The sequence below is a fragment of the Nonomuraea indica genome, assembly GCF_002850745.1.
Taxonomy (GTDB): domain Bacteria; phylum Actinomycetota; class Actinomycetes; order Streptosporangiales; family Streptosporangiaceae; genus Nonomuraea; species Nonomuraea indica.
Window position 1 is genome coordinate 104,313 of record NZ_KZ559472.1, and the last position, 17,255, is coordinate 121,567.

The 17,255-nt window shown below is 71.6% G+C and carries 16 protein-coding genes and 1 pseudogene; 6 read left to right on the plus strand and 11 right to left on the minus strand.

Annotated elements, in window-relative coordinates:
- From CXR44_RS19180 to CXR44_RS19190, 3 genes are all read right to left on the minus strand, one after another.
- A partial coding sequence (locus tag CXR44_RS19180; RefSeq protein WP_219601900.1) for a hypothetical protein occupies positions 1 to 1,126 on the minus strand: 1,126 nt, incomplete at its 3' end.
- A gap of 80 nt (positions 1,127 to 1,206) precedes the next feature.
- A complete protein-coding gene (locus CXR44_RS19185; protein WP_101787452.1) occupies positions 1,207 to 2,379 on the minus strand; it encodes a PqqD family protein in 1,173 nt (390 codons plus the stop codon).
- Positions 2,376 to 3,440, minus strand: coding sequence for a HesA/MoeB/ThiF family protein (locus tag CXR44_RS19190; protein ID WP_101787453.1), 1,065 nt, complete (start codon positions 3,438 to 3,440; stop codon positions 2,376 to 2,378). The genes CXR44_RS19185 and CXR44_RS19190 overlap by 4 nt, the downstream gene beginning before the upstream one ends.
- A 201-nt stretch (positions 3,441 to 3,641) precedes the next feature.
- Between CXR44_RS19190 and CXR44_RS19195 the strand changes: the two genes are divergently transcribed.
- Positions 3,642 to 6,443, plus strand: coding sequence for an AfsR/SARP family transcriptional regulator (locus CXR44_RS19195; RefSeq protein WP_101787454.1), 2,802 nt, complete (start codon positions 3,642 to 3,644; stop codon positions 6,441 to 6,443).
- Between the two features lie 73 nt (positions 6,444 to 6,516).
- Here the strand turns inward: CXR44_RS19195 and CXR44_RS19200 are convergent, their stop codons facing one another.
- Entirely contained in the window at positions 6,517 to 7,416 is a 900-nt protein-coding gene (locus CXR44_RS19200) for a M23 family metallopeptidase (RefSeq protein ID WP_101787455.1), read from the minus strand.
- Positions 7,417 to 7,850: 434 nt separating this feature from the next.
- Here CXR44_RS19200 and CXR44_RS19205 point away from each other — a divergent pair.
- A pseudogene (locus tag CXR44_RS19205) lies at positions 7,851 to 8,105 on the plus strand (helix-turn-helix domain-containing protein); the annotation flags it as partial.
- A gap of 48 nt (positions 8,106 to 8,153) precedes the next feature.
- On the opposite strand, the gene CXR44_RS19210 reads toward CXR44_RS19205, so the two are convergent.
- Together CXR44_RS19210 and CXR44_RS19215 are read right to left on the minus strand one after the other, a co-directional pair.
- Complete coding sequence (locus tag CXR44_RS19210) at positions 8,154 to 8,570, minus strand: DUF3291 domain-containing protein (protein ID WP_101787456.1); 417 nt, start codon at positions 8,568 to 8,570, stop codon at positions 8,154 to 8,156.
- Positions 8,571 to 8,620: 50 nt separating this feature from the next.
- Positions 8,621 to 9,544: an NADP-dependent oxidoreductase gene (locus tag CXR44_RS19215; protein ID WP_101787457.1), complete on the minus strand. Its 924-nt coding sequence runs from the start codon at positions 9,542 to 9,544 to the stop codon at positions 8,621 to 8,623.
- Between the two features lie 303 nt (positions 9,545 to 9,847).
- On the opposite strand from CXR44_RS19215, the gene CXR44_RS19220 reads away from it, so the two are divergent.
- Complete coding sequence (locus CXR44_RS19220) at positions 9,848 to 10,285, plus strand: Fur family transcriptional regulator (RefSeq protein WP_101787458.1); 438 nt, start codon at positions 9,848 to 9,850, stop codon at positions 10,283 to 10,285.
- A 58-nt stretch (positions 10,286 to 10,343) separates the two neighbouring features.
- Complete coding sequence (gene katG, locus CXR44_RS19225; RefSeq protein WP_101787459.1) at positions 10,344 to 12,575, plus strand: catalase/peroxidase HPI; 2,232 nt, start codon at positions 10,344 to 10,346, stop codon at positions 12,573 to 12,575.
- Between the two features lie 75 nt (positions 12,576 to 12,650).
- Here katG and CXR44_RS19230 read toward each other — a convergent pair whose 3' ends face one another.
- Complete coding sequence (locus CXR44_RS19230) at positions 12,651 to 13,688, minus strand: trypsin-like serine peptidase (RefSeq protein ID WP_101787460.1); 1,038 nt, start codon at positions 13,686 to 13,688, stop codon at positions 12,651 to 12,653.
- A 299-nt stretch (positions 13,689 to 13,987) separates the two neighbouring features.
- On the opposite strand from CXR44_RS19230, the gene CXR44_RS19235 reads away from it, so the two are divergent.
- Positions 13,988 to 14,305, plus strand: coding sequence for a tyrosinase family oxidase copper chaperone (locus tag CXR44_RS19235; RefSeq protein WP_101787461.1), 318 nt, complete (start codon positions 13,988 to 13,990; stop codon positions 14,303 to 14,305).
- Between the two features lie 40 nt (positions 14,306 to 14,345).
- Here the strand turns inward: CXR44_RS19235 and CXR44_RS19240 are convergent, their stop codons facing one another.
- Positions 14,346 to 14,948 (minus strand): TetR/AcrR family transcriptional regulator, encoded by a 603-nt coding sequence (locus CXR44_RS19240; protein WP_101787462.1) that lies wholly within the window; start codon positions 14,946 to 14,948, stop codon positions 14,346 to 14,348.
- A gap of 45 nt (positions 14,949 to 14,993) precedes the next feature.
- Between CXR44_RS19240 and CXR44_RS19245 the strand changes: the two genes are divergently transcribed.
- Entirely contained in the window at positions 14,994 to 15,839 is an 846-nt protein-coding gene (locus tag CXR44_RS19245) for an alpha/beta fold hydrolase (RefSeq protein ID WP_101787463.1), read from the plus strand.
- Positions 15,840 to 15,843: 4 nt separating this feature from the next.
- Here the strand turns inward: CXR44_RS19245 and CXR44_RS19250 are convergent, their stop codons facing one another.
- Genes CXR44_RS19250 through CXR44_RS19260 form a run of 3 tightly spaced genes read right to left on the minus strand, consistent with a single transcriptional unit; the run spans position 15,844 to position 17,253 of the window.
- A complete protein-coding gene (locus CXR44_RS19250) occupies positions 15,844 to 16,446 on the minus strand; it encodes a GTP-binding protein (RefSeq protein WP_101787464.1) in 603 nt (200 codons plus the stop codon).
- A complete protein-coding gene (locus CXR44_RS19255) occupies positions 16,427 to 16,825 on the minus strand; it encodes a DUF742 domain-containing protein (RefSeq protein ID WP_101787465.1) in 399 nt (132 codons plus the stop codon). Before CXR44_RS19255 ends, CXR44_RS19250 begins: the two co-directional genes overlap by 20 nt.
- Entirely contained in the window at positions 16,822 to 17,253 is a 432-nt protein-coding gene (locus CXR44_RS19260; protein WP_101787466.1) for a roadblock/LC7 domain-containing protein, read from the minus strand. The genes CXR44_RS19255 and CXR44_RS19260 overlap by 4 nt, the downstream gene beginning before the upstream one ends.
- Positions 17,254 to 17,255 lie beyond the last annotated feature (2 nt).

Genomic DNA, 17,255 nt, shown 5'->3' on the forward strand with positions numbered 1-17,255 from the left:
CCGCCACCGCGCCGGCGAAGGCGACGACGAGCGTCGCTCCGACGACGACCCGCCAGCCCGCAGGAGCCTGGTACCCCTGCTCCACGTAGGTCGCCGCGACACCGTCCAGGCTGTCTTCGAGCCGCTCGCGCTCGCTGTCGGAGGTGCGGTGGATGGCGGGATCGACGATCAGTTCCGCGGGCTCCAGGTGGTAGCCGAGATCCCGTACGACCTTCGCGGGCAGGAAGATGCCCTGCAGGTGAGGGGCGGCGGGTTCGGCGGCGATCGCCGGAATGGTCGTGGTGGCCGGGGACGACTCGCCGTTGCCGGACAGGTCGTACTCGATCGTCACCGTGTCGGCGTCCACGCCACCGGCCGCGAGGACCACGGCCGTGCCGTCATCCCAGGGGGTCGACGGGTCTGCCGTCAGGTAGTGGAGCAGCGCCCGGTCACCGATGATCTCGGACGGTGAGACCATCTCCAGGTCGGGCAGGTCCACGCCGTCCATGTCCGGGCGGAAGACGCCGTCTTGACGCTGCCGGAAGCTCTGGGCCACCGGAACCCCGGGCAGCGCACGCTCGACGGCCGCCCGCACGGCGACCGTGTCCTGCTCCTCGAACGCCGACACCACGAGGGCGCCGTGCCGGGCCTGGGGACCGTACTCCGACCTGTGCTGCGCGGTCAGGGCCACCGCGATGATCGTCACTGCCACCGCGACCGCCGTCGCGTTCATCGTCGTCGCCACCGCGGGAGCCGTCCGGGGCCGGTCGTCGGCCAGCTCACCGGCCGCCAGGCGCGCCGGCAGCGGCAGCCGTCCGGCCCACCGCGCGGGGACTCCCAGCACCCAGGAGGTGAACGGGCCCAGCCCGAGGAGGAGCAGGTGGCCGCCCAGCAAGGCCGCCGAAGTCGTCAGGAGGTATCCGGGGCCGTCATAGTAGGCGTCCTCGTGCGTTGACCACGCGCCGCACACCAGCGTCGCGACGCCGATCGCCGACAGCACCGATCCGCAGACCACATAGGACCGCTGCACACGGGTGCGGCGGCCACGCGGGCCGGAATGCGCCGCCAGCAGCACCGATCCGGCCGCGGACGCGACGGTGACGCTCAGCCCCAGGACGGGGACCGCGAACAAGATCGCGTCGAACATGGGCAGATGGTATGCCCACGGGCCGAGCGCGTCGACGGCTCACCGGCCCCGGCCCTGCTGCGGGAGGCCGGGCGGGCGGGTCACGCGGGGGAGGCGTCGAGGGCCACGCGCCCGAGCCGGCGCGCCCGCACGGCCAGCCACGCCGCGGCCCCCCAGGGGGCGAGGGCGACCGTGAGGCAGCCCACGGCGTACCAGAACCGCCAGGCGCCAGGCCCTGCCACCAGTTCCGCGGCCGCCCACTGCAGGAGGCCGGCGAGCACCGGCAGCACGAACAGGCCGACCCAGGCCGTCGCCACCAGCACCCCGGCGAGCCAGAGCCAGCGGAACCAGCGCCCCACGCGCAGGTCCCGCGGGTGGGCGGCGGCCAGCTCCGCCTCCTCCTCGGCGCCGAGCCGCCCGAAGGCCCGCCGACGCAGCAGCGACTGGACACGCCACAGGTCCTTGCAGCCCAGCGCGACGACCAGCACCCCGTAGAGGTCGGTACGCAGGAAGATCATGCACTGCCAGGCGATCTGGAACACCAGCACGTACGTCAGCGCCGGCAGGACGGCCCAGTCCGTCACCCACCGGAGCGCGAAGACGATCGCCAGCAGCAGCGAGTCGACGGCCAGGCCGGCCAGCAGCGGCCCGTAACGCTTGTGCCTCGGCACGGACCACAGCTGCGACAGGTCGGTCTCGAAGACCACGAACACCATCCGCCGGTCCACCCCGAACCGGGCCGGTACGCCGAGCGCGCGGGCCGCCAGCCAGTGCCAGCATTCGTGCAGCGCCGCCACGGCGAGGAACATCGGGTACAGCAGGACGGTGCTGAGACCCGCGTCGGCGAAGAAGACGTCGTTCCCCGGGTCGGGCCGCAGCGCGGGGACGAGCGCCAGAACCCCCACGTTGACCAGGGCGGCGAGGCCGTACACCGTCCAGGCGACCCGCCCGAACAGCGGCGCCGCCCGTTCCGGCCGGATCCCGAACAGCCAGCGCCGGCCCTGGACCGGCGCGGTCGCCACCGGGGCCCGCTCCCCCTCGTCGACGAACCCCAGCTCGCGCAGCGCCTCCACGAACGCGGGCACGTCCACGGGCTCGCCGGCGTACTCCTCGGCCCGCCTGGCCGCCTCCTCCACGGTGCTGCCGGCCTGCAGCGCGGTGATCACCACTCCGCCGACCGCGGGGAGGGCGACGAACGTGCCCGTCTCCGGGTCACCGACGAGCACCTCGTCGCCCTCGTCCACGAGGCTCAACGGGCGCAGCCGTACGGTCATGTGCCGCAGACCGGGCAGTCGGGTGTGGTGGCGAACGGCTGCCGCTCCGGCTGGAGGCCGTCGCGCAGGTCCAGCTTGACGTAGGCGCCGGCCGCGACCGGCGGCTCGAAACGCGTGAGGTAGCGCAGCGCCTCGTACGCCACCAGGGAGCCGATCTGCATGGCCAGCGGGCCGATCAGCGTGTTCGTCACCGTGATGGCGCCCCGGTTGCGCTCGAAGAAGCCCTCGGCCGACGCGTCGTCGAGACCGGCGCGGTTCTCCCAGTCGCACCGCACGCAGGCGCTGTTGCCCGGGTCGACGGAGTAGTACATCACCTGGGAGCGCGTCATGCCGCCCACCACGAGGGGCACGCGCGCGCGGACGGCCGCCTCGTTGACCCACAGGTGCGCCTCCGGGTGGCCGTCCAGTCCGCCCGCGACGAGATCGACTCCGTCGACGAGGTCCTTGAGGTCCTCCGGGCCGGTGATCCACCGGTCCACGCCGCGCACCTCGATGGACGGGTCGTACTCGCGCACCCATTCGGCCGCGCGCTCGACCTTGGAGCGCCCGATGTCGGCGTGCCGGTAGAGGAACTGCCTGGCGAAGTTGCGCGGCTCGACGTCGTCACGGTCGACGAGCGTCAGCCTGCCGACGCCCAGGCCGGCCAGCGACTGCACGAGTGACGAGCCTCCGCCGCCGACTCCCAGCACGAGCACGTGCGCGTCGCGCAACCGGCGCACGAACTCCGCCCGCGGCCGGTCGAGCCCGGAGTAGGAGCCGAAGAAGGCGAGGTTGGAGAAGTGCCGCTCGTCCGGCCCCGGCTCGCCCAGCGAGCGCTGCTCCTCGTACTCGACCAGGCCCAGCGAGTCCAGCACCTCCAGGGCGGCGGTCATGTCCGCTTCGGGCACCGACAGCGCGGTGGCCAGCGCCTCAGGAGTGCGCGGCTCCCGGCGCAGCTCCGCGAAGAGAGCGGCCACCTGGCCGTCCGGATCCCCCAGGGTGATCACTTCGCGGGGGTCGAACAGGACGAGCAGTTCGTCGCCCATCGACTCCCACAGGCATTCCTTCAGCACAACCCGCATCGCATCTCCTCAACCTGAAGGCGGGGACGGACATCCGCCCCCGCCTTCTGCCGCACCTGTGTGAACGGTGCTGGGTTTAGTGGGGGCCGTTGACCGTGGCCTTGATGGCCTCGACCTTGCGGATCTCGATCTTCATGACGTACCTCCCTTTCTGGATTGCGCGATCAACGATGCGCCGGGAGCGCCATACAATCGCCACACATGCACCACAGGTTTGGGTTACTCGGCCCGGTCCTCGTGCGACTGGACGACGGAGGCTACGCGCGGCTCAGCGGCAGACAGCGGTCGGTACTCGCCGTGCTGCTGCTGCACGCCAACACGCCGGTCACCCGCGGCCGGCTGGAGGCCGCGGTGTGGGACTCCCCGCCCGCCTCGGCGGTCGCCAACCTCCAGACCTACGTCGCGCAGCTCCGCCGGATCGAGCCGGTGGCCGGCCGCCTGGTCACCAGGGGCTCCGGCTACGTGCTGGAGGTCGCACCCGACGAGGTCGACCTGCTCGCCTTCCAGGACGAGGTGCGCCAGGCCCGGCTGGAGGCCGAGCCGGCCGCCCGCGCCGACCGGCTGCGCAGGGCGATCGACCTGTGGCGCGGGCGCGCCGCCGAGGACGCCCCGCTGTCCGCGGTGGCGAGCGCCCAACTCGCCGAGCTGGAGGACCAGCTCGACGAGGCGCGCTGTGAGTGGGCCGAGGCCGGGCTGGCGTCGGGCCGGCACGCCGACGTGGTCGGCGAGCTGCGCGCGATGCTCGCCGAGCATCCGATCCGGGAACGCGGGTGGGAGCTGCTCATCCTGGCGCTCTCCCGCGCGGGACGCCGGGCCGAGGCTCTGGCCGCCTACCGGCAGGCCCGCGCGGCCCTGGTCTCCGAGCTCGGCATCGAACCAGGCCCCGCCCTGCGCCGGCTCCAGTCGGACGTCCTGTCGGGAGAGCTGCCACCGCCTTCCCGGTCGATCTGCCAGCTGCCGGCCGACATCGGGGACTTCGTCGGCAGGGAAGCCGAGCTCGCCCGTCTCTCCGCCCTCTGCTCGCCCGGCGCGCCCGTGCCGCCCGTCGTGGTCATCACCGGCCCGCCCGGGGTGGGCAAGAGCACGCTGGCCCTGCACGCCGCCCACCGGTTCCGGCCGGCCTTCCCCGACGGGCAGCTCTACCTGCGGCTCGGCGTGCCCACGCCGCGCACTCCCGCCGCTCTGCTCGCCGAGCTGCTGCGGGCGCTGAACGCCCACGTCATCCCGGAGTCGGTCGAGGAACGGGCCACCCTCTACAGGTCGCTGGTCGCCGACCGGTCCATGCTCATCGTGCTGGAGGACGCGGCCGACGAGCAGCAGGTCGTCCCGCTGCTGCCGGGCACTCCGCGCTCCGCCGTCATCGTGACCAGCCGCGGGCCCCTTCCCGCGCTGCCGGGCGCGTCCGTCGTCCCGCTCGCGGTCCCCTCGCCCGAGGAGGCGCGCAGGCTCCTCGAAGGCATCGTGGGCGAGGCCCGGGTGCGGGCCGACCTGGACGCGGCGACGTCGATCCTGCACGCGTGCGGCCTGCTGCCGCTGGCCATCAGGGTCGCCGGGGCCCGCCTGGCCACCCGGCCCGGGTGGCCGCTGCGCGTCCTGGCCGACCGATTGTCCTCGGCCGGGGCGCTCGACGAGCTCTCCATCAGGGACCAGGACGTCCGCGCCCACTTCGCCGTCAGCTACGCCGCCCTGCCCGGCTCCGCCCGCCGGGCCTTCAGGCTGCTGGGCCTGGCCGGGCTGAGGAGCGCCGCCGAGTGGGCGGTGGCCGCCCTCATGGGCGGCTCGCTCCGCGAGGCGGAGCAGGCCCTGGAGAGGCTCACGCTCGCCGGTCTGGTCACCGCCGACGAGTCCGGCCAGAGTGGTCAGTCGCGTTACCGCATGCACGACCTGCTCGTCGCCTACGCCCGCGAACGGGCGTACGCCGAGGAGAGTCCCGCGGAGCGGCACGCGGCCGTGGCGCGGTTCACCGGCGAATGCCTGCTCCTGCTGCGCGAGGCGGCCCAGGAGTACCCGCCCCCGATGATCCCGCCCACCCCCTGGACCACGACGCGGAGGCTGACGGGCTCCCGGCGCGACTGGCTGCACGCCGAGCGCGCGACGCTGATCACCGCGGTCGGCCTCGCGGAACCGCGGACGGCCGCCGGGATCGCCCACCACCTCTCCCCGTTCCTCGTCGTCAACGGGTTCGCCGACGAGGCGATCGGCCTGCTCGAACAGGTCGCCCGTCGCTCACCGGACCAGCGGACCGCGCTGCTGACCGGGCTCGTCCTGGCCGACATCGCCCTCGAACACCGGCGGCTGAGCGACGCCCGCGCCATGCTGGAGGACCTCGCCCGCCGGTCGTCCACGGCGGCCGACCGGCACGCCGCCCTCTACGTGACGACCGGGTTCGGCATCTGCCACCTCCTCGAAGGCGACCCCGAGACCGCCCGCCCCCTCATCACCCGCGCCATCGCCGGCTTCCACGCCCGGGGAGACCCGGGCGGCCTGGTCAACGCCCTGATCACCGCCGCCGGCATCCGCATGACCACCGGGGAGCACGGGGAGGCGATCTCCGTGTGCCGTCGCGGTCTCGCGCTCATCGGTGAGCGGAGGTACGGCGACTACACCGTCCGGTTCCACCGCATCCTCGGCATCTCCCTGTACGAGATGGGCCGGACCGAGGAGGCCATCCACCACTACGAGGAGAGCATCGGGCTCAGCAGGGAACTCGGGTGGGGACCCGGAGAGCAGATCACGCTGCGCAGGCTGGGCGAGGCGTACGGCAGGCTCGGGCGTTTCGAGGAGGCGACCGCGGTGCTCGCCCGCTGCCGGGAGATGTTCGCCGCGACAGGCGACGCCTACGGCGAGGCGCTGACCGCCTACACCCTGGGCGAGGTGACCCTCGCCCAGGGCCGTCCGGACGAGGCACGGTCGTTCTTCGTCCGCTGCCACACCCTCACCGACGAGCCCGCTCTCAGGGCCAGGGCCCACGCGCACCTCACCGCCCTGTCCCACGCGGAGTGACCGCCGCGGAAGGTCGCTCGCGCCCGGCCCGCCGCGCGCTTGCGCGCGGCCCGCCGCGACGGCGGGCCGGGGCTCAGCCGCAGTGTTCGAAGGGGCTGGTGTAGGTGCTGCTGCCGACCGAGCCGCCCCACCTGACGCACTGTCCGGCGGCGGCGCGCTTCACCGGCCCCGCGTAGTAGCCGTAGCTGCCCGAGTCGGTCGTCCTGCTCTCCCCTTGCGGTTCCAGGAAGGCCGACACCGACGACGGCGAGCCGAGGTTCGTCGTCTTCAGCGTCACGACGCAGTTGGAGCCGTTGCCCGCGTTGTAGAGCAGGTAGGTGCTGCCGCCGACGAGGCCGGCCGAGTCGACGACCGCGTAACCGTCACCGCAGACCTCCTGGGGGGTGTAGGGGTTGCCGCTGCAGGCGTTGCTGCTCTTGACGGCCTTCTTCTGGCCCAGGGACACGGTCACGCCGTCCACGGTGGGGCTGGTGTCCATGGTGCCGCTGGAGGTCCGCTGCTCGTAGTGCAGGTGCGGGGCGGAGGAGCCGCCTGTCGAGCCGACGGTGCCGATCGTGGTGCCCTGGCCGACGCTCATGGAGCCGCCGGCCGACCTCACCATGGTCGCGAGGTGGGCGTAGCGGGTCCTGGTGCCGTCGCTGTGCCTGACCTCGACCCACTTGCCGTAGCTCGTGCTTCCCGCGTCGTGGAAGTACGCGGTGCCGGAGGCGGTGGCGCGCACCGTCTCGCCGTTGATGTCGTCGCCCCCGTAGTCCTGCCAGTCGAGGGCGCCCGACGGGCTGTGGCCGGGGCTCCAGTTGTTGGCGTAGAAGGTCTTCCCGCAGTTGAACGGGCTCTTGTGGGTGACGGCCAGGGCGCCGGCGGCCTCGGCGGAGGCGGCGTGGGGAAGCAGCGCCGCCGCGAGGGCGGCGACGAGGGAAAGGGTCGCGAACCTGAGGGTCATGGGCCGGACCGGCCTGCTGGTGGGGGGCATGCTCACCTCTTCGGGCAAGGGGGGGTACCCGGTTCCTTGATGTCGGCGAGCCCGTGGCGGCAGAGTTGCTTCGACGGCATGATGATCGGAATCGGTGGGAGAGAAGGGGCGCCGTCAGGGGACGTCTCGACATCTCACCGCCCGTGGACCGGGCGGATTGATCGTGAACATATATCTGAAATATGTCTTCATCAATGCCTGCCGGCCTGAAATATTCCGGCCTCGCTCGGCCTCGGTGTCCCGTAGGCGCCTCAGGTGCGGCGGAACGGCCGAACGGACCGGTCAGGAATCGAGAAGCGGCGAGCCTGCGGTCCTCCCTAGCGTCGTCGCCATGCCCCCGCATCGCATCACGCGCCCTCGAAGCGGCGGCCGCCACCGCCTCCGGCCTGGACACGTCGCTGTGAGCACCGGACACCGGTGAAAGGAGTTCTCCCATGTGTCACCCCTCGTGGGGCCGCGCACTCGCCACGGCGCAGCGCCTCAGCGACCTCGCGCGGCTGCGCCGCGTCCGCGACCGGATCGACCGCGAGTACGCGCAGCCCCTGGACGTCGAGGCGCTCGCCCGCGCCGCGAACATGTCTGCCGAGCACCTCAGCCGCGAGTTCCGGCGCGCGTACGGCGAGTCGCCACACGCCTATCTGATGACGCGGCGCATCGAGCGGGCGATGACGCTGCTGCACCACGGCGACAAGAACCCCCTCCCCGGCTGACCTGGCGCCACGAACGTGCGGAGGTCGTCACCCGGCGGGGGCGGGCCCTCGGTCCGCGTCGCGTTGCTGGAGGATGCGGCGCTGCACCTCGTCCCATGCGATGGGCAGCTGGTCAGCGGGCACCTGCCAGAAAAGAAACGTGGACTCCCGCATCACGGCACGTTTGCGACGCATGGTCGTCCTGTGCGGCTCGGTGGCGGCGTAGGCGTGCACGGCGGCCTTGTCGGTCCAGGCGGAAACGGTCCAGAAGGTCCGCTTGAGAAGCTCGGCCTTCAAGGCGACACCGAGAGCTCCTGGCGCTCGACGGGCCTGGCGCAGCAGCCTCATGGAGGCCATCAGGAATCCCGGCACCTGCCGCAGGGATCTGACCTCCAGACGGGAGGCCATGATCAGCGCTTCAGGCGCGACAGGGGTGTCGACATTGATCCAGGGCACAGTGGGCATCAGGTGGCCTCTCAGCAGTGGGGTACGGCGGGGTCACGGGAAGGGGGGCTCTACGGCTCCAGGACGAGCTTGCCGCGGACCTGGCCCGCCTCCAGCACCTCGTGCGCCTTCCCGGCCTCCTCCAGCGGGAAGGTCTGCTCGACGTGCGGGCGGAGCCGACCGGCGTCGACCAGCTCGGCCATGGCTTCCAGCGCGACGTAGTCGGGCTCGACCGACACTCCCGCGAAGCGCCGCCCCGCCGCCTCCACCCGCCCGGCGAGCTCGGCGTTCCAGTGCTCCATGATGCTGACGAGCACCCCACCGGGCTTGAGCACGGCCAGCGAGCGATCACCCTGCGCGTTGGAGTCGAGGACGACGTCCACGTCACGGACCGCCTCGGTGAAGTCGACGGCCTGGTAGTCGATCACCTCGTCGGCGCCGAGGGACCGGACGAACTCGTGCTTGCCCGCGCTGGCGAGGGCGATCACGTACGCCCCGCGGGCCTTGGCGATCTGCACGGCCAGGTGGCCGACCCCGCCCGCGGCCCGGTGGACGAGCACCCGGTCACCCTCGCCCACCTTCGCCGCGTCCACGAGTCCCTGCCAGGCGGTGAGTCCGGCCAGGGGCAGGGCCGCCGCGTGGACGTGGTCCAGAGCGGCGGGCTTGAGTGCCACCTGGCGGGAGGGCGTGGCGACGTACTCGGCGTACCCCGTCGCGGCACGGGGGAAGAACGGCATGCCGAACACCTCGTCGCCCACCTTGTACCTGGCGCCGGGGGCCGCCTCCTCCACGACGCCGGAAATGTCCCAGCCGACCCCGAACGGCGGCTCACCGAGCAGCGGGTAGGCGCCGGACCGCACGGCGGCGTCCACCGGGTTCAGAGCGCTGGCCCGCACCCGGACCAGGACCTCGCCGGACAGCGGCGTGGGCCGCTCGACCTCCACGACCTGCAGGACCTCCGGACCGCCGAAGGAATTCTGAATGACAGCACGCATGGGGGAACTCCCTGATAGTGAGGTGAACTGCGGTCAACCTTAGGAAGATCGGAAGGTCCGCAGAATGGCCTCCCGTCTTCGCCACATGTCCCAGCGTCTCGCTCCGCGGCGTCCTCAGGATCAGCGGTGCCCGCCGATCTCATCGACAGGCAGACCGCGGTTCCCGCCGCGCCGGTCGCTTCGGCTCAGCGGCCACCGGCTTGGCTCACCTGGGGCTTCACCGTCACACACGGAGCGAAACACCCAAAACTTGAGGTGCTCGTTTTCTTGTATTCATCGTGTTTAGGACAGTAGATTGGCGCCATGACCTCACCCAGGACTCCGACCGTCGCCGAGGAGCTGCGCGGGGCAGGCCTGCGGGTGACGGCCGCGCGCGCCGCACTGCTCGAGACCGTCCGGGACGGTGACCACCTCGATGTCGAGGCGATCGCCTCCGGGGTGCGGGATCGCGTCGGCCACATCTCCCTCCAGGCCGTGTACGAGGCCCTCAACGCGCTCACCGCCGCGGGACTCGTACGCCGCATCGAGCCGGCCGGCAGCCCCGCCCGGTTCGAGGGCCGCGTCGGCGACAACCACCACCACGTCGTGTGCCGGTCGTGCGGTGTGGTCGCCGACGTCGACTGCGCGGTCGGCGAGGCGCCCTGCCTGACCGCGGCCGACAGCCACGGTTTCTCGATCGACGAGGCCGAGGTCATCTACTGGGGTGTTTGCCCCGACTGTTCCACCGCCCGCACTTCCTGAGCACCGAGCACTGAGCACCGAGCACTGCCAGGTCCAGGCCTAGTCCAGAAGGATTCCCATGTCTGAGAACCATGATGCGATCGTCACAGACGCGAAGGCGGAGGACGGAGGTGGCTGCCCGGTCGCGCACGGGCGCGCCCCGCACCCGACCCAGGGCGGCGGCAACCGCCAGTGGTGGCCGGAGCGGCTGAACCTGAAGATCCTCGCCAAGAACCCCGCCGTGGCCAACCCCCTCGGCGAGGAGTTCGACTACGCCGAGGAGTTCAAGAGCCTCGACCTCGCGGCCGTGAAGCGGGACATCGCGGAGCTGCTCACGACCTCGCAGGACTGGTGGCCGGCCGACTTCGGCCACTACGGCCCGTTCATGGTCCGGATGGCCTGGCACAGCGCGGGCACCTACCGGATCAGCGACGGCCGCGGCGGCGCGGGGGCCGGCCAGCAGCGCTTCGCCCCCCTCAACAGCTGGCCGGACAACGCGAACCTCGACAAGGCCCGCCGCCTGCTGTGGCCGATCAAGAAGAAGTACGGCCGGAAGCTCTCGTGGGCCGACCTCATGATCCTGACCGGCAACGTCGCGCTGGAGTCGATGGGCTTCAAGACCTTCGGCTTCGCCGGCGGTCGCGCGGACGTCTGGGAGCCCGACGAGGACGTCTACTGGGGCCCCGAGAGCACCTGGCTCGGCGACGAGCGCTACACCGGCGACCGGGAGCTGGAGAACCCCCTCGGCGCCGTCCAGATGGGCCTCATCTACGTCAACCCGGAGGGTCCGAACGGCAACCCGGACCCGCTCGCCGCGGCCCGCGACATCCGTGAGACGTTCCGCCGGATGGCGATGAACGACGAGGAGACGGTCGCCCTGATCGCGGGCGGTCACACCTTCGGCAAGACCCACGGCGCCGGCCCGGCCGACCACGTCGGCCCGGACCCCGAGGCCGCCCCGATCGAGGAGCAGGGCCTCGGCTGGCGGAACACCTTCGGCACCGGCAAGGGCGGCGACACGATCACCAGCGGCCTCGAGGGCATCTGGACGAACACCCCGGTGACGTGGGACAACAGCTTCTTCGAGATCCTGTTCGGCTACGAGTGGGAGCTGTACAAGAGCCCCGCCGGGGCCCACCAGTGGCGGCCGAAGGACGGTGCCGGAGCGGGCACGGTCCCCGACGCGCACGACCCGTCGAAGAGCCACGTCCCGACGATGCTGACGACCGACCTCTCGCTCCGGTTCGACCCGATCTACGAGCCGATCTCCCGGCGCTTCCTCGAGAACCCCGACGAGTTCGCCGACGCCTTCGCCCGGGCGTGGTTCAAGCTGACCCACCGCGACATGGGCCCGGTCTCCCGCTACCTCGGCCCGGAGGTCCCGACCGAGACGCTGCTGTGGCAGGACCCGCTCCCCCCGGTGACGCACGAGCTCATCGACGCCGCGGACATCGCCGCGCTCAAGGGCCAGATCCTCGCCTCGGGCCTGTCGATCTCCCAGCTCGTGGCCACCGCGTGGGCGTCGGCCTCGTCCTTCCGCGGCAGCGACAAGCGCGGCGGCGCCAACGGCGCGCGCATCCGCCTCGAGCCGCAGAAGGGGTGGGAGGTCAACGACCCCGACAGGCTCGCGCTGGCGCTGGGCACCCTGGAGGGAGTCCAGAAGGCCTTCAACGCCGCCCAGACCGGCGGCAAGCAGGTCTCGCTCGCCGACGTCATCGTGCTCGGCGGGTGCGCGGCGGTCGAGCAGGCCGCCAAGGACGCCGGCTTCGACGTCGAGGTGCCCTTCACGCCGGGCCGCGTGGACGCGTCGCAGGAGCAGACCGACGTGGAGTCGTTCGCCGCAATGGAGCTGACCGCCGACGGGTTCCGCAACTACCTCGGCAAGGGCCACCGGCTCGCCGCCGAGTACCTGCTGATCGACCGGGCCAACCTGCTCAACCTGAGCGCTCCCGAGATGACGGTCCTGGTCGGTGGCCTCCGCGTCCTGAACGCCAACCACCAGCAGTCGCCGCTCGGCGTGCTCACCACCACCCCCGGGACCCTGACCAACGACTTCTTCGTCAACCTGCTCGACCTGGGCACGACGTGGAAGGCGACGTCCGAGGACGCGAACACGTTCGAGGGTCGCGACGCGGCCACCGGCGAGGTCAGGTGGACCGGCAGCCGTGTCGACCTCGTCTTCGGCTCGAACTCCGAGCTGCGCGCGCTCGCGGAGGTCTACGCGAGCGACGACGCCAAGGAGAAGTTCGTGAAGGACTTCGTCGCGGCGTGGGACAAGGTCATGAACCTCGACCGGTTCGACCTGGCCTGATCCCGAGGTCCGACCCTGACGTCCGGGCCGGCCGGCGCCGGCCCGGACGTTCGCGGGCCCACGGGCCCGGCCCGGTCACCTGACCGAGCCGGTCCAGATCTGCTGGGCGGCTGCGTAGACCGCCGCCAGCCGGCTGTCGAAGTACGGCGAGACGCTGGTGTCGTAGCGGAGGTCGCCGTCGGTGTCGGCGACGCCGATGGTGATGCCGTTCAGGTAGCCGACACGGCTGCCGGCGTCGTAGTGAGACAGCCAGGACGAGCCCAGGGAGCCCTCGGCGGTGAACCGGGAGTCGACGCCGACGGGCTGGTCGGCGGGCGGGCTGGTGAGCCTCATGGCGACCGTCGGGCCGCTGGACGATTCGACGGTCTCGCCCGTGTAGGGTCGCTTGCCGTCCGGGTGCGGGCCCGCCGGGTAACCGAAGACGTCGACCGTGGTGCCCACCGCCTGGCTCCAGGCCACGCCCTGACCGCCGACGTTGTCACCCAGCCTGCCGACATCGGCCGGCCCTCCGGAGGAGGGGACGACGCCGCCGTAGACGTTGACGAAGGCGTAGTCGCGGTCGTAGTCGGTGTACATGCGGAAGTCGTAGTCGGTGCTGGCCTGCTTGCCGACGTAGAGGCCCCACGGAGCCGTGCCCGCCGAGTAGCCGGGGACGAAGACCCACTTGTCGAGGGTGGCCTCGGTGCGCTGGGTGTCGTACACGCAGTGCCCCGCGGTGGCGACCAGGTTGCGGTAGGACGACTGCACCGCGGTGCCCGTGCACCAGTGCGGCCGGCCGTCGGCTCCGACGAAGAACACCTTGCCCGTGGTGGTGGGCGTCCTGTCGGTCGGCGACCCGGAAACACCCGGGAGCAGAGGCACGACGGTGCCGGGCTTGGTGTCGGTCGGGATCGGGGCGCCCGGGACCCGCTCGCCGACGACCACGGTCTGGACGTCGTACGGAGTGGCGTTCCTCAGGTTGGCTCCCCCGTCACCCAGCCAGAACGCCGCGACGTCACGAGCGGTCGCGTCGGTGACCAGAGCGTGGCTCACCACGGTGGAGGCCTGGGCCGGCTCCGCCACGAGGCCGGAGGTCAGCAGGCCGGCGGCCAGCACGGCCAACATGCGTTTCATTCGTCGTCTCCAGATCCGCTTACGCGTCGGTGGTCGAAGAGGGCAGATGATCATCCGCCCCGGTCACCAGTGATGCCACCCGGCGCGGTCGCCACAGGCCCGGTCGCGGCGATTCACAGCCAACTGTCAGGTGACGGCCGTCCGTGGGGCGGAGCCGGCGAGGCGCGCATGTCGTCTGACCTGCGGACCTCACGGAACGGCGCAGCTCGTGGCGGTTTTCGTGATCTTCGTAGCAGTGGGGAGCGTCGTCACCTAGCCTGGTCCGCGACCAAACGATCTTCAATCGGGGAGGTTCGACGATGATGAAGGCAGGCTTCAAGGCGTGGGCCGTGGCCTCGGGGGCCGCGCTCCTGCTGGTCGCCGGAGCGGGTAGCGCGAGCGCGGGCACGAGCACGCAGACCGCCGCCGCCGCCGACTGTTTCAAGAAGGTGGACAGCGGGCGGACGATCACCGGCAACCCCTGGGTCAAGGTGAAGAACGAGTGCGCCTGGACGTACGACGTCAAGGTCGTGTGGAAGTACGGGCCCGACAGCACCTGCAAGGAGCTCTCGCCGGGCGAGACGATCAGGAGCGAGTCCACTCCGCCCGCCAAGTACGACCGCGCGAAGATCTGCTAGGTCGCCGGGCGACGAAGACGGCCCCACCCCGCCCCGCGGCTCACGCCCCGGTCACTGATGTCCGCGTCGCACGGACGACGGCGGCGGCCGCGGTGGCCGCGGCGAGCACGGGCCGGGTGGAGCGCGAGGTCCGGCCGAGCATGAAGGCGCCCTCCAGCAGGCCGATGACGGACGTCGCGAGGTCGCGGGCGGCAGGTTCGGCGATGCCGCACGCCGTGTAGTAGGCGGCCAGGCCGTCGATCCAGCTGTCGAAGACCTCGGCGGCGGCCGTGCGCAGCGTCTCGTCGGTGCTGGCCACCTCCAGCGCGATGGTGGCGACGGGGCAGGGGTCGGCGTAGTCGAGTTCGCGCAGGGTCCGGGCGGCGGCGGTGAAGGCCTCCGCGGTGGCGAGCGCGGGGTCGGCCCGCGGGCCGGGCTCGGGGAAGAGGTCGGCGATGAGGCGCAGGTAGGCCGCGCCGGAGACTCTGATCACCTCCTCCCCGAGCTCCGCCTTGCCGGCCGGGAAGAAGTGGTAGACGGAGCCGTACGGCGCCCCGGCCTCCGCGACGATCTGCTTCATGCCGGTGGCGGCGTAGCCCTGACGCCTGAACAGTTCGGTCGCCGCCGTCACGATGCGGGCCCTGGTGTCCCCAGTCGTTCTCATGACGGGTAGTCTCCCACTAGATCGATCTATCTAGAAGGTGGGTCCATGCCCGACATCGAACTGTCCGCAGGCCGGATCGACTACACCGATACGGGAGGCCCCGGCGAGACCGTGGTGCTGGTGCCCGGCCTCGCCTTCGACGACTCCGTCTGGCATGCCGTGGTCGACGACCTGCGCGCCGACTTCCGGGTCGTCGTCCCGGTCCTGCCGATCGGCAGCCACCGTAGGGCGATGCGGCCCGAGGCCGACCTGTCGGCACACGGAGTCGCGGGCCTGCTCGCCGAGTTCATGGAACGGCTCGACCTCCGCGACGTCACGCTCGTCCAGAACGACGCGGGGACCGCCCAGCTGCTCGTGGGCGTGCGCGACGAGCGCATCGGCAGGCTGGTGCTCACGTCGTGCGAGGCGCTGGAGAACTACCCGCCCGGCATCCAGGGCCGGACCCTGCACGCGGCGAGCAGGATCCCCGGCGGGCTCTTCCTCCTGCTGCAGTCCTTCCGGGTGCCCTTCCTCGTACGGATGCCGAGCTCGCTTGGCGGGATGGCCAAGCGTCCCATCCCGTACGAGCTGGTGCGCCGCTGGTACGCCCCCCTGCTCACCGACCGCATGGTGCGCAGGGACTTCGCGAAGTTCTGCCGGAGCACCGAGAAGGACACCTACCTCCGTGCGGCCGGGCGGCTGCGGGAGTTCCGGGGGCCCGCGCTGGTCGCGTGGGGGGCCGAGGACCGCATGATGCCCCCGGAGACGGGACGGCGGCTGGCCGCGCTGCTGCCCCGGGGGGAGTTCGTGGAGATCCCCGGCTCGCGGACCCTCATCCCGCTCGACAACCCGCGTGGCCTGTGCGCGGAGCTGCGCCGCTTCATCAAGGAGACCGGCACCGACAGGGCCTGACGTGTCAGGAGGTCGGCAGGGGCGCGGTGCGGGACCGCTGGGCGGCCATCAGGTGGTCGACGAGCGCCAGCAGCACGTCGCGGCTCGCCGCCCGGTTGCGGGCGTCACAGAGCACCAGCGGCACCTGCGGATCCAGATCGAGCGCCTTGCGGATCTCCTCCTGGGACCGGTCCCTGACACCGTGGAAGCAGTTGACGCCCACGACGAACGGGATACCCCGGCTCTCGAAGAAGTCGATCGAGGCGAAGCTCACGTCCAGCCGGCGGGTGTCCACCAGGACGACCGCGCCCATGGCACCGTTGACGAGGTCGTTCCACATGAACCAGAACCGCTCCTGCCCGGGGGTGCCGAACAGGTAGAGCACGAGCTCGCTGTTGATCGTGATGCGGCCGAAGTCCAGCGCGACGGTGGTGGTGGCCTTTCCGCTCACCCCTTCCAGGTCGTCCACGCCGACGCTGGCATGGGTCAGGTACTCCTCGGTGCGGAGGGGGGCGACCTCGCTCACCGTGCCGACCAGGGTGGTCTTCCCGACGCCGAATCCACCGGCGATAAGGATCTTCACTGCCAGGGGCGCACCGTCCCCGTGATCAGAGCTTGCGTAGCCCATCCCGCACCGCCTCAAGGATTGTCATACTGGGGAAGCCGCCCGCCTGCGCGAACGCCAGGGGTGGCCGAGCCCGCATCTGACCGGTCTCGATCAGATCACCGATGAGGATCTTGGTCACTGACACCGGAAGGTTCAGGGCGGAGGCCACCTCGGCCACCGCCAGGGGCCGCCTGCACAGGCCGAGGATGGCGCGGTGTTCCGGCTGCATTCTCCGCAGGCCGTGCCCGATCTCCGAAGAGGCCTCGGAGATCGTCGTCACCAGGGTGATCAGCGTCAGGTCGTCCCGCTCGGAGGTGGTCCGTCCACCGGTGATCGTGTAAGGACGGACAAGGGACTCGTCGGCGTCACCGTCGTCGAAGCCCTCCGTCCAGTGCTTCATCCGTGTCTCCCCGCGTCGTCGGGCCGCGGCGTACGCGTGTCGGTTCCGAGCTTCTGGCCGACCTGCTGCACCAGGGTGTGCATCGCGACGGTCATCAGCTCGGCGTCGACCTCCTGGGACGCGACCACGGCCAGATGGGTGCCGCGACCGGCAGCCGTGACGAACAACCACAGATCGGCCATCTCGATGATGACCTGGTGGACCGGCCCGCCGTTGAAGAGCTGCCCCACGCCGCGAGCCAGGCTCTGCTGCCCGGTGGCGATCGCGGCGAGGCGCTCGGCGTCCGAGCGTTCGATGGTCCGGGACCGGCTGATCACCAGGCCGTCGTCGGACAGCACGATGGCGTGCCGGGTGCCCGCGACCTGGTTGACCAGACCGTCGAGGAGCCAGTCCAGGCCTGCGTCGGTGGCGGTGGTTCGCTGCGTCATCT

Excerpts from the sequence above, each read along its gene's own strand:
- CXR44_RS19185 (WP_101787452.1), bottom strand. The coding sequence starts at position 2,379 with ATGACCGTACGGCTGCGCCCGTTGAGCCTCGTGGACGAGGGCGACGAG.
- CXR44_RS19190 (WP_101787453.1), bottom strand. The coding sequence starts at position 3,440 with ATGCGGGTTGTGCTGAAGGAATGCCTGTGGGAGTCGATGGGCGACGAA.
- CXR44_RS19195 (WP_101787454.1), top strand. The coding sequence starts at position 3,642 with ATGCACCACAGGTTTGGGTTACTCGGCCCGGTCCTCGTGCGACTGGAC.
- CXR44_RS19200 (WP_101787455.1), bottom strand. The coding sequence starts at position 7,416 with ATGCCCCCCACCAGCAGGCCGGTCCGGCCCATGACCCTCAGGTTCGCG.
- CXR44_RS19210 (WP_101787456.1), bottom strand. The coding sequence starts at position 8,570 with ATGCCCACTGTGCCCTGGATCAATGTCGACACCCCTGTCGCGCCTGAA.
- CXR44_RS19215 (WP_101787457.1), bottom strand. The coding sequence starts at position 9,544 with ATGCGTGCTGTCATTCAGAATTCCTTCGGCGGTCCGGAGGTCCTGCAG.
- CXR44_RS19220 (WP_101787458.1), top strand. The coding sequence starts at position 9,848 with ATGACCTCACCCAGGACTCCGACCGTCGCCGAGGAGCTGCGCGGGGCA.
- katG (WP_101787459.1), top strand. The coding sequence starts at position 10,344 with ATGTCTGAGAACCATGATGCGATCGTCACAGACGCGAAGGCGGAGGAC.
- CXR44_RS19230 (WP_101787460.1), bottom strand. The coding sequence starts at position 13,688 with ATGAAACGCATGTTGGCCGTGCTGGCCGCCGGCCTGCTGACCTCCGGC.
- CXR44_RS19235 (WP_101787461.1), top strand. The coding sequence starts at position 13,988 with ATGATGAAGGCAGGCTTCAAGGCGTGGGCCGTGGCCTCGGGGGCCGCG.
- CXR44_RS19240 (WP_101787462.1), bottom strand. The coding sequence starts at position 14,948 with ATGAGAACGACTGGGGACACCAGGGCCCGCATCGTGACGGCGGCGACC.
- CXR44_RS19245 (WP_101787463.1), top strand. The coding sequence starts at position 14,994 with ATGCCCGACATCGAACTGTCCGCAGGCCGGATCGACTACACCGATACG.
- CXR44_RS19250 (WP_101787464.1), bottom strand. The coding sequence starts at position 16,446 with ATGGGCTACGCAAGCTCTGATCACGGGGACGGTGCGCCCCTGGCAGTG.
- CXR44_RS19255 (WP_101787465.1), bottom strand. The coding sequence starts at position 16,825 with ATGAAGCACTGGACGGAGGGCTTCGACGACGGTGACGCCGACGAGTCC.
- CXR44_RS19260 (WP_101787466.1), bottom strand. The coding sequence starts at position 17,253 with ATGACGCAGCGAACCACCGCCACCGACGCAGGCCTGGACTGGCTCCTC.